This is a genomic window from Mycoplasma sp. 527 (assembly GCF_053851595.1).
Genome location: NZ_JBSQAY010000003.1, coordinates 47100 through 60787, shown reverse-complemented (window position 1 = coordinate 60787; position 13688 = coordinate 47100). Strand labels below are relative to the sequence as shown.

The 13688-nt window shown below is 28.1% G+C and carries 10 protein-coding genes and 1 tRNA gene; 6 read left to right on the top strand and 5 right to left on the bottom strand.

All coding sequences use genetic code 4. The features are described 5' to 3' along the window. Positions 1–3 precede the first annotated feature (3 nt). The 5 genes from ACWXVQ_RS02130 to ACWXVQ_RS02110 all read left to right on the top strand — a co-directional run bounded on the left by ACWXVQ_RS02130 (position 4) and on the right by ACWXVQ_RS02110 (position 6521). The gene (locus tag ACWXVQ_RS02130; RefSeq protein WP_456013455.1) at positions 4–2802 is read left to right on the top strand and encodes a DNA topoisomerase (ATP-hydrolyzing); all 2799 of its coding nucleotides are present in this window, start codon (positions 4–6) and stop codon (positions 2800–2802) included. Between the two features lie 59 nt (positions 2803–2861). Continuing rightward, positions 2862–2984 (top strand): hypothetical protein, encoded by a 123-nt coding sequence (locus tag ACWXVQ_RS02125; protein ID WP_438340645.1) that lies wholly within the window; start codon positions 2862–2864, stop codon positions 2982–2984. A gap of 202 nt (positions 2985–3186) precedes the next feature. Beyond that, the gene (locus tag ACWXVQ_RS02120) at positions 3187–4476 is read left to right on the top strand and encodes an endonuclease (RefSeq protein ID WP_456013453.1); all 1290 of its coding nucleotides are present in this window, start codon (positions 3187–3189) and stop codon (positions 4474–4476) included. Positions 4477–4497: 21 nt separating this feature from the next. Next, the gene (locus ACWXVQ_RS02115; protein ID WP_456013451.1) at positions 4498–5805 is read left to right on the top strand and encodes a M20/M25/M40 family metallo-hydrolase; all 1308 of its coding nucleotides are present in this window, start codon (positions 4498–4500) and stop codon (positions 5803–5805) included. Further along, positions 5805–6521, top strand: a complete 717-nt coding sequence (locus tag ACWXVQ_RS02110; protein WP_456013450.1) for a pseudouridine synthase — start codon at positions 5805–5807, stop codon at positions 6519–6521. Before ACWXVQ_RS02115 ends, ACWXVQ_RS02110 begins: the two co-directional genes overlap by 1 nt. A 122-nt stretch (positions 6522–6643) precedes the next feature. Here the strand turns inward: ACWXVQ_RS02110 and ACWXVQ_RS02105 are convergent, their stop codons facing one another. From ACWXVQ_RS02105 to ACWXVQ_RS02085, 5 genes are all read right to left on the bottom strand, one after another. Beyond that, entirely contained in the window at positions 6644–8539 is a 1896-nt protein-coding gene (locus tag ACWXVQ_RS02105) for an ABC transporter ATP-binding protein (RefSeq protein WP_456013449.1), read from the bottom strand. Next, positions 8532–10400 (bottom strand): ABC transporter ATP-binding protein, encoded by a 1869-nt coding sequence (locus ACWXVQ_RS02100; protein WP_455993917.1) that lies wholly within the window; start codon positions 10398–10400, stop codon positions 8532–8534. Before ACWXVQ_RS02100 ends, ACWXVQ_RS02105 begins: the two co-directional genes overlap by 8 nt. Positions 10401–10546: 146 nt before the next feature. Then, positions 10547–11725, bottom strand: coding sequence for an acetate/propionate family kinase (locus tag ACWXVQ_RS02095; RefSeq protein ID WP_456013447.1), 1179 nt, complete (start codon positions 11723–11725; stop codon positions 10547–10549). Positions 11726–11918: 193 nt separating this feature from the next. Beyond that, on the bottom strand, positions 11919–12755 hold the full coding sequence (locus tag ACWXVQ_RS02090) for a hypothetical protein (RefSeq protein WP_438340638.1): 837 nt from the start codon (positions 12753–12755) through the stop codon (positions 11919–11921). 112 nt (positions 12756–12867) lie between these two features. Further along, a tRNA-Leu gene (locus ACWXVQ_RS02085) sits at positions 12868–12952 on the bottom strand. 152 nt (positions 12953–13104) lie between these two features. On the opposite strand from ACWXVQ_RS02085, the gene ACWXVQ_RS02080 reads away from it, so the two are divergent. Next, a complete protein-coding gene (locus ACWXVQ_RS02080) occupies positions 13105–13590 on the top strand; it encodes a dUTP diphosphatase (protein ID WP_456013445.1) in 486 nt (161 codons plus the stop codon). Positions 13591–13688: the final 98 nt, after the last annotated feature.

Below are 13688 nucleotides of genomic sequence, written 5' to 3'. Positions count from 1 at the left end.
CTTATGGACAAGAAAAATAAAAATAATTATGACCAAGTAATTGAAAATATTATTGATAAGAATATGGTCGACATTATGAGCGATAGTTTTGCCCGTTTTTCAAAATATGTTATTCAACAGCGTGCAATACCCGATGCCAGAGATGGCTTAAAACCAGTACAACGTCGTATCCTTTATTCAATGTGAAATCTAAAACTTAGAAACAAGGAGGCATTCAAAAAATCGGCACGGATTGTTGGGGATGTGTTGGGTAAATATCACCCTCATGGTGATAGTTCAGTTTATGAAGCAATGGTTAGAATGGCGCAGGAATGAAAAAGCAATTATCCGCTTGTGCAAATGCATGGAAATAAGGGTTCCATTGATGATGACCCTGCTGCTGCTATGCGTTACACAGAATCAAGATTAGAAAAAATAACAGAACTAATGCTAAAAGATTTGGAACGCAAAGTAGTACCAATGATTCCAAACTTTGATGATTCAGAATATGAACCTGTTGTCTTACCGACCCTTTTTCCTAATTTGCTAGTAAATGGAGCAATGGGGATTGCATCAGGCTTTGCAACACAAATTCCACCCCATAATTTAGGGGAACTAATTGATGCCTTAATTGCTATGATTAAAAACCCAAATATCACCACTAGCGAATTAATGAATTATGTTAAAGGCCCTGACTTTCCGACCGGAGGCATAATTAACGGAACCAAAGGAATTCACGATGCTTTTATGACCGGAAGAGGAAAAATTGCACTATCCTCAAAATATAATTATGTTTATGACAAAAAAGAAAACATTATTGGCATAGAAATTACTGAAATTCCCTTTGGTGTAGTTAAGTCGAAAATGGTTTTTGAAATTGATACAATCATTTCTTCAAAAGTAATTTCTGGAATTAAAGAAATTAGAGATCAATCTGATCGCAATGGATTGTCAATATACATTGAACTTGAAGAAAATGCAAATGCCGAGGCAATCATGATCTATCTAATGAACAAAACTAAACTAAGAGTTAATTATGATTACAATATGCTTGCTATATATAAAAATGCACCTAGCCTATTATCGCTTTACAAAGCATTATATGCATTTCTTGAGCATTCAAAACAAATAAATACCAATGGAATAAAATACGATCTTCAAAGATATAAATTACGCCATGAAATCGTTGAGGGTTTTATTAGAGTAGCAGAAATTTCTGATGAAGTTATCAAATTAATCAAGGAAAGTGATAATTCCAAAAAAGGTGTAATTCTTTCACTAATAAAGGCATTTAATTTTAGTGAAATTCAGGCAACAGCCATAGCTGAGCTAAGATTATATAAACTCTCAAGAATGGATCAAATTGAATTTCAGCAAGAAAAAACTAACCTTGAAGCTTTAATTACACAATGTAAAACCTTACTTAGTGATAACTACGAATTTAATATTTTCTTAATAAAACAACTAACTGAAATAAAAATTGAATATGCACAGGATAGAAAAACCATAATTAAAGAAGAAGGCATAAATAAAGATATTGATCATAAACTTCTTGCTAAAAATGAAAATTTTTATTTCTTTATTTCTCAAGAAGGCTATATCAAAAAAATTAGTACAAAAATTTATAATGCTAACGACTTTGCTACATATAAACTAAAAGAAGGAGATGCAATTAAATATTATGATGAAATTAATTCTCTTTCAAAATTAATTTTCTTTACTAACAAGGGAAATTTTTTCATCATTGAAGCACATATTTTAAAAGATAATTCATGAAAAGAATTGGGTATGCATATATCTTCATTAGTGAATCTTGATAGCAATGAAAAAATTATTCGAGTAATGGAAATAACATCATATGAATCATATGCTAACATTATACTAATAACAAAATATGGTTTTGCTAAAAAAGTAAAAATATCTAGCTTTAATTCAAAAGTATTAAACAAGAAGAGAATTTGTATAAATTTTAAAAATAATGATGATGAATTAATCGATGCAAAAATTGGAAATGATGAGAAGGATATTTTTATACTGCTTAATAATGGTTCATATTTCTTATTAAATGAAAATGTTTTTTCAACTGATCTAGCCCTCAAAGCGCAAGGCATAAAACTATTGCCTAAATTACAAACAAATGAAGAAATTTTTGTGTCTACTTTTACAACTTGTTTACCTTTAAATGTAGTAACAATGATAACTGAAGGCGGAATGTATAAACAATGAAATATGAGGGACATAAAATATACAGGGCGCGCAAACCGTGGGACCAAATTATTCAACTGTTTAAAAAATATCAATTGCATTCCAAAATGTCTAGAAGTAAATACTAAAAACCTTGAATTACTAATAACAAATGAAAATAATGAAACACAAAAACTTGATTTTAAGTGCAGTCAAAGTGATAAAATTAAGATCGAAAAATTAAATAAATTTAGCAATGAATTAAATAATTCAGGTTACTTAATTCAGCATATAAAAATAAACAAACTTATTGAAGATGATAGTAAACAAAAAGAAATTCTAAAACTGAAATTTCAAGATAATTTAACAAAAAATAGCAGCATTGAAGAAACAACTGAAACAACACTATTTAAAAAAAATTATTACACTAATTCATCAAAGATTAATAACCAAATCTTTGATGAAGAAGATCAAATTAACCTTTTTGATGCGGCTAATGACTTCAAAGAACTTAATCATAAAATATCAAATAAGGAACATTTAAAGAAAACATTATCACTTGAAGAAAAAATAAAAGCAATGGATGATATTGATTTTGATTTGATCGAGCAAAAAGTTGAGCAAATTAAGAAAAAATAGTTATAATATTAACTATCCTTCTAAAGTAATAAAATTAGCAAATATTGAAAGGAAATGCGATGAGAAAAGACGTTAGATTAGCAAATAAGGTTAAAGCTGAAAAAAGAGCTCACAAATTAGCTAAAGAAAGAGCCCGCGACCTAAGAAGAGAAGCAAGAAAAGCTGAAGCAAAATCACAATAATAATATATTTTGTAACCTTTTAAGCACACTGTGGTGTGTTTTTTTAATGTTAAGAACATTGCTATTAATATAAAATAACACAACTTCTATGTCGTAAGTATTAACCTTCTTTTAAGGCATATTAGAGTATTATAAAAACGCTAAAAATTAAATAGTATTATAATTAAAATGTTAACCAATTTATTCTAAGGAAATTATTAATATGAAAAAAACTTATTCAAAAAACATAATGATTTATTTAACAACACTAACGTTACCAACAACATTTTTGATTTTGTCCTCATGTTCAACGCAAACGCAAACTTCTGAAAATGAAAAAAAATATCTAAATAAAAAAGAAGAACTTCTAAAAAACATCCTTAAAATAAAAGATAATGAAAAATTAAATAAACTATGAAACAAGCTAGAGATTATAGAAAGCAAGGAAAACTCTAAAAACTTTGATTCATTAATTAAGGAAATTGAAATATTAAATAATGAAGCTCTAAGGGAAATAAGTCCTTCAGCAAATCCAAATGATAAAAAAACAGAAACAGGAAGCGAGAATAATCCTATTACTCCCGATAAGAAAGAGAAAGATAATAGACAACAAGGACAAGATAATAACACCTTGGCAAGAAATGGCGCTGCCCCAACCACAAATAATGGATTTCACATCCAATATGATAACTCGAATAAATTTTATGAATCACTAAATGGGTTAAGTGGACAAGAATTAAGAGACAAACTTTTTATGATTCAACTACAAAACCGAGATAAAACAGGTGTCGGTAGAGCTGCTTATGCAAAGTTGCACAATACTTATGTTGATGCATTTGTTGATAAGTATTATGAAAAAGATGGCACAGTTTTAGATCTATATACGGAAATAATTGGGGGAAAAGACAAATACAACTTTGAATTTGGCAAATATCGTGACATTGGAAATAAAGAGGGGCAAGGTATGAATCGTGAACATATCATTGCACAATCCTGATTTGCAAAACAAGGGCCAATGAGAAATGATGCTCACCATGTTTGACCGTCAGATAAAAAAGTCAATGCTATCCATGGTAATTTACCATATGGAGAAACTCAAAATGGCAAAATAGTTTCAAGCAATGGTTCAAAGTTAGGAATTGGAAAAGAAGATGGAGAGCAGGTTTTTGAAGTAATAGATGAATTTAAAGGTGATATAGCAAGAGTCTTCTTCTATTTTGTGTTAACTTATAGAGACAAAAATATTACAAACAACCACTCCGCACAAAGAGTATTTTTTGAAGAAAATGGCATAAATCAAATAAAACAAAAATATTTAGAAACTTATTTAAAATGAAATAAATTAGATGGAATTTCACAATTTGATATCGATAGAAACAATGGCGTTTATAAACATCAAAGAAATCGTAACCCATTTACTGACTATCCTGAATTAATAAAGGTCTATTTTGAACATGACGATAATTACGTCTTTCAAAACAAAGGGATTGCTATAAAATTAGTTAAAAATTAATCTTATTTTTGAGGATTTAAAATGAAAAAATATATTCAATTTAAGCAAGAAAAAGAAGCGTTTGATAAAATGATCAAAAACATTGCAAACTTATGCGAAATTCCTTCCATCAGTATAGAGCAAGAAGGAAAATACCCATTTGGTATAAACGCTGATAATGCCTTAAACTATGCCCTAAAATTAGCTGATTCTTTTGGCTTTGAAACATATAAAGATCCACACAATCGATATGGATATGCACAAATTGATAATGGGGCAAAAATTCTAGGTATTTTAGCTCACTTAGATGTTGTTCCTGCGGGCGATGAAAAGCAATGAAAAACTAGCGCCTTTGTTCCAGTAATCACTGATAATGAAATAATTTGTAGAGGTAGTCTTGATGACAAGGGTCCTGCAATCATTAACATGTATGCAATGAAATATCTCAAAGACAATGGTCTAGTAAATGATGAATGGTCTATTCGAATTATCTTTGGGATTTCCGAAGAGACAACTATGAAATCAATGAAATTTTATCTTGCAGACTTTGGCCATCCATATGTTTCATATACTCCCGACGGAGAATGGCCACTTATTTTTGCAGAAAAACTTATATATCAAGTTAGTTTTATTTTTAATAAAATTAATAATCTTGAAATAAATGCCGGAAATGTTGTAAATCAAATACCAGACAAAACTGAATATATATACAACGGAGAACTACACAGTGTACTAGGGAAGGGTGGTCATGGTTCAACGCCAGAAAAAGGTGATAATGCTATTATCAAATCAATCCTAGAACTAAAAGAAAAACATCCCCAATTGTTAAGATATAATCTAATAAAATTTATTAGTGAAAATTTAGAAACTCGTGATTTTAGATTAAAAAATATTTTTCCAGACTATGATGATTTCTCGGGTAGCCTTAGTGCTAATCTTGGTATTATCAAAACAACCTCTGACAAACATATCATAACTTTTGATTTGCGAGTCCCGGCAACCCATTCTGTTGAAGAGGTTACAAATTCTATAAAAAAATACCTTTCATGCAATTTTTCAGATGTACATTTTGAAGTAGTTGGAACTAAAAATTCTATGTTTATGTCACCCGAAAGCAAATTAATAAAATTACTAATGCAAACATATAATGAAGCAATGAATACCAAAGAGCTACCATTAGCAATTGGTGGAGGGACCTACGCACGTATAGTTAATAATTGCGTAGCCTTTGGTTCAACAAAATATATGCATTTAATGCATGGACCAAACGAATGCTTCACATTCAAAGAAATAAAAAAATCGCTCGAAATTTACATTAATGCTCTAAATAGAATACAAGATGAAATATAATGAAAATAAGAATAGAAAAAATCATTTCTTGATATCTTAACATTTCAAGAAATGAATGCAAAAAAATAATAAAAGCTAAAAGGGTTCTAATAAATAATAAATTAATCCTTAAGCCAATTTGTGTTGATATTAATAATGATACAATTATGATTGATGGTAAGCTAGTTGAATATAAAGAAAAACAATATTTTGTTTTCAACAAACCATCAGGATACATAACGGCAAATTTTGATAAAAAAAGTAAAACAATTTTCGAAATTATTGACCTTGATCCCAATAAATTTTTTTCATATGGTAGACTTGACAAAGACACAGAGGGATTATTAATAATAAGTAATGATGGTTTTTTAGGCCACCGAATTATGAACTCAAAATTTGAAATACCTAAAACATATTATTTCCAGACTAATAAACCTTTTGATGACAAAATAAAAAATCACTATCCCAAACCAATTATCATTGCAAATAATTATCATGTAGAAAGATATGAGTTTATCTTTATAGACTCTAAATCTGCCTATATAACTATTTATGAAGGTAAATTTCATCAAGTTAAGGAAATGCTAAATTTTTTTGGTTATAAAATAACCTACCTAAAAAGAATATCAATAGGCACACTAAAATTAGATAATAATTTGAATCTGGGCGAAATCAGAGAAATATGTCAAGATGAAATTAGCAAAATTTTAGAGAATTGTAAAACTTTTAAAAAGTAAAATTAGGTTTTTTCAAAAGATATAACAAAGATTATTGCTTTAACAAAAAATCTGGATTTAAACCAGATTTTTTAATTTAACTCCATAAAAAATGGCTTTATTAGTTAGCAAACAAATAGGTGCTAGTCTTCCCTAAATGATGAATTATACATTTTTTCATATAAACCTTTTTTGGCTAATAATTCCTTATGGGTACCAGATTCAACAATTTCGCCATTATTAACAACCAAAATTTTATCTGCGCTCAAAATAGTCGAAAGTCTGTGAGCAATAATAAACGAAGTTTTACCCTTCATTAATTTCATCATTGCTTTTTGAATTATTTTTTCGGTTCTCGTATCAATATTAGAAGTTGCCTCATCAAGAATTAAAATATTTCGATTAGCAATGATTGCTCGTGTTATAGCAATTAATTGTCTTTCACCTTGCGATAAATTAGCACCACCTTCTTCAATAATTTCTTCATATCCATTTCCTAATCGCATTATAAACTCATCTGCGTGCGAAATTTTTGCAGCTTCCTTTATTTCATCATCAGTAGCATTTGGATTAGCATAACGAAGATTTTGCATAATTGTGGTTTTAAATAAAAATGTATCTTGCAAAACAATCGATATTTGTTGTCTTCAACTTTGTTCTTTAATATCGCGCGAATTATTTCCATCAATTTCAATGTTACCAGATAGCGGTAAATAAAACTTACTTAAAAGATTTATAATCGTAGTTTTACCAGCGCCAGTAGGGCCAACAATAGCAAATACTTGGCCTTTTTTTGCCATAAATGAAGCATTTTTTAATTGAAGATTATTAACATCATTTGTATAGGAAAAATCAACATTCATAAACGAAACATTTCCCTTTGTATAATTAATTGACCTTAATTTGGTTTCATCAACAAGTGGTTTGAATGTAGCCAAATTCATTACTCTAACTGCTGAAACTAGCGCCATTTGAATAGACGAAAGATTCTCAAAAACACGAACAATACTATTAGCCATAACTCTTATGTATAAAACAAATGTAATAATAACCCCGGGCGTAAAATTAGAATTAGAGCCTGTACCAATATTTGCAACCGTAAATGCAGAAGCGATTACAACAATAATTAATTGCAATATATTAATAACGGCATTGCCAAGAGGTCACATTAAACCAATATACAGATTAGCCTTAAGAGATGAACTATATAATTTATTATTTTTAATAATAAACTCGTCTTCAATTTGTTTAGTAAAATCAAGTGATCTAATTAAATGATGTGCAGCAAGGTTTTCTTCAATGAACCCATTTAATGAAGCAACACGTGATTGTTGCTTTCTAAATTGTGGATTAGCCTTCTTTAAAACAATAAAAACAAAACAAAGCATTAAAGGCATTAAAAATAAAGTAATAAGAGTTAAATAAGCAGAATAGTAAAACATAAATCCAAAGGATGAAATGATTGTTGTAAAAGTTATAATAATAGTATTAAGGCTTCCAGTCATACCATTATTTATATTATCAATATCACTAGTTAGTATAGACATTAATTCGCCAGTCTTAACTGAGTCAAAAAATGAAACAGGCATTTTCATAATCGCCTTATAAGCATCTTCTCGCATAATTAAACATGACAAAATTGAGGCTCTAACTGATAAAACATTTGAAATTAACGAAAAAATTTGCTGAAAAACAAATATTAATATAAGTAAAACAAAATGTCACACAAAGCTTGAAATATTAAAATTATCAACATATTCTGGTACTAAAGATTTTATTTCGCCAACAAGAAATGAAGCAGATAAAAAATTATCAATAAAATATCCTAAAAAGAAAGTACCGGTAGTTAAACATAAGGCCGAAAAAACTGAAAAGATAATTATCCAAAAAAGATTCCCTTTTCTATAATTCAAATACCAAATTAATCTTTTGAAAGCGTCTCTTTTTATTTTTCTTCTTTGCTTTTGAATATTCTTTTTTTGGGTTTTTGTTAAACCTTGTTGCTTATCATCCACCTTAAGAGGATCCAAATTATACATCTAAACCTCCTAACTGCGTTTTTGCTATTTCTAGGTATAGCTTCGAAGTTTTTAATAATTCTTTATGTGTCCCGATATCGCTTATCAAACCATTTTCCATTACCAGTATTCGGTCAGCATCAATAATTGATGATATTTTTTGTGTAATAATAATAGTTACAATTTTTCTTGAAGAAAAATGCATATCAATATTATCCTTAACCATTTTCTCAGTTTTAGTATCAAGAGCAGATGTTGCATCATCTAATATCAAAATCTTTGGTTGCTTTAAAAGGCCTTGAGCTATTGAAATTCTCTGTTTTTGTCCTCCCGACAAATTTGATCCATTTTTAAGAACCTCATGCTCAAATCCATCATTGTATGCATTTATAAAATCATAAGCAAATGCTAATTTTGCAAAATATTCTAAATCTTCTTGTGTAGCTTTGTTATTTGCCATTAATAAATTAGACTTAATAGTTCCAGAAAGCAAAATTGGTTTTTGATAAACAAATGAAATATTTTTTCGCAAAGAAGTTGTATCAATTTCATTAATATCATTGCCATCAATGCTAATGCTTCCGTGGATAGTTTTAAATTCATGGCTAAGTAATCTAGCGAGCGTTGTCTTGCCTGATCCGGTCGGCCCTATTATTCCGATTTTTTCACCTGGATTTATTTTTAAATTAATATCTTTTATAACAAAATTTTCGGATTCTTCATGATACTTAAATGAAACATTTTTTAATTCAATTTCACCTTTAGTAATAACTTTATTAGATTTTATAAAATCTATATCTGCTTCTTTTTTTAAGATTTCAATAACTCTTTTTGATGAAACATTTCCACGAGAAATTAAAAAGACTGCAAATGAAGACATAACTACCCCAATAGTAATAAACATTACATAATTTATAAATGTTGTAGCATTAGATATCTTTGTTTTATATAAGGATAATACATCGCTAAAATCCTTAAAAACTTTCAGATCAGTTATCACACCATAAGAACCTTGGTTAATTCTTGATCTAATAATAAAGCCAGTGGCTAATAATATACATGAAGTCACAATATTTGCAAACAAATTAATAAATGAAAAAGTAATATGATAAATAATTCAAGATTTTTTAGCTACGTTCGACCAGTTTTTATTACTATTTTGAAACTTATCTAATTGAACATTTTCAAGATTATATGATTTAATAACTCTTACACCTAAAATACTTTCTCTTGCTTCATTATTAATTTCATCATATGCTTTTTGTTCCTTTGGAAATAATCTCATAGAAGACATTCCTGCTATTGCCATAATAACAAATAATGCAGGAACAAAAGCACCTAATGTAATTGAAAGATTCAGATCAGTTAGCAAAGCAAAAACTAACCCAAAAATTAAATTGCAAGGGCCGATAATGCTTAATCTTAAACCAGAGGAAATTCCAATTTGTATCCTAGATATATCGATAGTAAACCTTGTTAAAATTTTTGAATGACTAAAAAACTCAATATCTTTTTCCGAAAGAATTGTTAAATGCTGTCATAACGACTTTCGAATATGTTTTGCAGCACCTGTCGAAATATATGAAGCAAGCATAGACCCTAATAAGGTCACTATTGTTCCGATTAATAACACAAGAGCAAAATATGAGGTAAACCACTTTATAGAATAAGAGAGTGTTCCTTCAATTGTAAACAACCTAAGAATATTGATTTTAGAATAATCTAATATACTTGTTTGGTCTTTATGCAATTGTAAAAATGAATTTTGCGCGATTAAATTGGATAAATTTCCAATGAAAATCGGCACAAATAAAAAACAGATAACTTGAAGTAATGTTAGCAAAATGGTTATAATTGATAAAATTTTATACTTATGGTCCATGTATCTAAATAATCGAAGCAACATTAACTCCTTTAATTAAAATTTAATATCTTTATTAATTATATATTAATTAATCATGATTGCTTATTGTTTCAAAATCATTGCAATACCTAGAAAAAAAGTAGCTTTATAAGGCTACTTTAAAACTATAAATTTATTGCTTCATTTGCAATGAATTGTTCTTCCTCGGCACGAATTACATAAATAGGAATAGCGCTTGATGCATCAGAAATAATCTTATAATCACTAAATTCTCGGCATTGATTCTTCTTATTATCTAGTGAAAGATTAACAATATTTATTTTATTTATAACTTCACTTCTTATATAGTCGTCATTTTCACCAACGCCTGCAGTAAATACTATAGCATCAACTTTTTCTGTAATTCTATTTAAATAGGTAATTAAATAATCGGCAATTCTTTGAGTATATAAATCAAGAGCAAATTGCGCATCTGAATTAGTTACCTTGGCCTTTTGAATATCCCTTAGATCAGATGAAATACCAGAAACGCCCAACATACCAGACTGCTCATTGAATAATTTAAATAGTTCTTCAACACTAATATCTTTGTGCTTTAGAATGAATGGAATAATCGATGGATCAAAATCTCCCGATCTAGTACCCATCATAATACCAGCAAGTGGTGTAAAACCCATACTCGTATCAATTGACTGACTATTTTGCACAGCGCATAAACTTGCACCATTTCCGATATGTAAACTAACTATGTTAACGTCTTTTTTATTTAAAATTTCTTGGCACTTTAAAGTAATATAATTATGATTTAATCCATGAAATCCATACTTTCTAATATTTAATTCCTTTGCTAAATCCTTATTTATAGGATATGAATACGAGATCCTAGGCATGGTTTGATGAAATGTAGTATCAAAATGCATTGACATTTTTGCAGAAGGTAATAAAGCTTTAAATGCTTCAATTGCTTCAATTGCGCCAGGGTTGTGAACTGGTGCCAAATCTATTGATTGCTTTAAAATTTCGATTTTCTCTTCATCGATAAGGGTTGTTTTTTGCAATTTTGGACCACCATTCACAATACGAAATGCAACTTTTTCAATATCATTAAAATCCTTTATGATATTGAATTCTTTTCACTGTTTTACCAATTGTTTGACAGCTTCTAAAAACGTAGGAAGAGGTATTTCAAAATCTTTATTAATTTCCTTATATTTCAATGTAAGAATACCTTGTTTCAACTTAATGCGTTGAGCAATTCCCTTAGCCTCAACAACCAATTTCTCGTTAAACAATGTTCATTTAATAGAACTAGATCCTGCATTTATAACTAATATTTTTTTCATAAAATATACTCCTAAATATGTTTTTTAAATTATATTATAAAGACTAGATATAAAACTATATTATTTATAATTATTTAGCTCTAATTATTTTTTTAAAGATTTTAAGTATAGATTTCAGAAGCTTAAAAAAGTTTAACTAACTGAAAAGCTAGTTAAACTTTTTTTAATAACAATTTGTAAAATATATGATTATTTAATAATTTCTAACAATCGATGAATTTAAGAATTTATACCCAAAATTATTAAACGATAGCAGATAAAAATCATTAAATGTTTGATAATTTTTGACTTGTTTTAAAATATAAAATTCATATATAGTTGTCGAAATAGCTAGCGAAAAAACATTAGAAATAATTATAATTAGCATTCTTGATATTGCTGATAATGGGATGTTTTTTTCTTCATGATGTCTATTATAAAAGATAATAACAGAAGCAATCAAAATACTCATTATAGCCAATGGAATCAAAATATCAAACATAAGTATTCTCAAAATTGCAATCTTTTTTTGCTTTATAAAGTCAGGAGTCATAAATGAATGCATAGCAAAGTCTGTTTCTATTTCTTTTTCCAAGTTCTTAAAATGAGGCGATTCATGTGAATATCCCAATATTTCAGCGGTAATCAAAATAATATCATTTTTAGTCAATTCTTGTTCTTTCTTGGAATACAAGGCAAAGGGAATTCTAGGGTCCTTTAAAAAAACAAATTTTGATTTATTAGCCATCGACTTTAGATAACAGTAATATGAATAATAATCCTTTATCTTAGCTCTTTTAATTAAATCAAGAAAAATAAAAGCTAGCAATATTGACAATATTCCCGAAATTAAACCAGCAATAATGCTAACAGTAATATCGTTAAATATTTTAAAAGTGCTATCACTTGAATATTTATTTTCAAATATGGTAACCATATAAATAATTAAGGCTCATACAATGATAATGACAGCAATGGTTAATATCGAATATCAACTTGAATGTAAATCAAGCCGTTTTAACTTTCTTAATTCTTGTTTTCTGTTATTCATTAAACCACCTTTGGTATTTTATTATTTATTAAGATAAATTATAATAAAAAAATACTTATATTTGTATTATAAGTATTCTGTATCTACATTTGTGAAAGGTAAATTATTTATATGGTGCTCCAGACTGGACTTGAACCAGCACGGCTCTTAACCGGTTGATTTTGAGTCAACTGCGTCTGCCATTCCGCCACTGGAGCATAAAAGCATTAATAATTATAAATTATATTTTTAAAATAATGTTAAAAATAAAAAATCATAATTATTTCTTTTTAATTTTAAAATGTAAAATTAACTAATTGACAAATAAAAAGTTTTTATTTTTATGATTGGTAATATAATAATTATTACTATGGATTTAAAAGAAATTTTTATGTTGCAAATTGACCTGGATAAGGCTTTTTCTGAAACCATTTCAAAAAAGGATTTTCGTTTTTTTGATACAAAAATTGTTATTGCTCTATTAGTTGAATTGGGAGAATTTGCCAACGAAGTTAAGGCCTTCAAATATTGAAAAAAAAATAAAGTTATAGATCGCGAAAAGATGCTAGAAGAGTTTGCTGATGGAATTCATTTTATAACTAGTATTGCATATCCAAAAGGTATAAGTCCAATTATCAAACCCTACATTAAGCACAAAAATTTTACACTTCAATTGGCATATACATACAAACTTTTTACCGAACTTTTAAATACCAAAGACAAAAATAAGGTCTTAAAGGCATATGAGGCTTATTTAGGTTTAGGCTTATTGGTTAATATTCAAGAAGAGGATATTGTTAATTCATATCTTGCTAAAAATAAAAAGAATTATCAAAGAATCAAAAATAGATATTAATAAAGGAAAGTGACAATTAAAAAATATAGTTAGTTTTACATAACTAGCCATATTTTTTTTACAAAAAATACTCAAATTACATCACATTGTTAACCTAA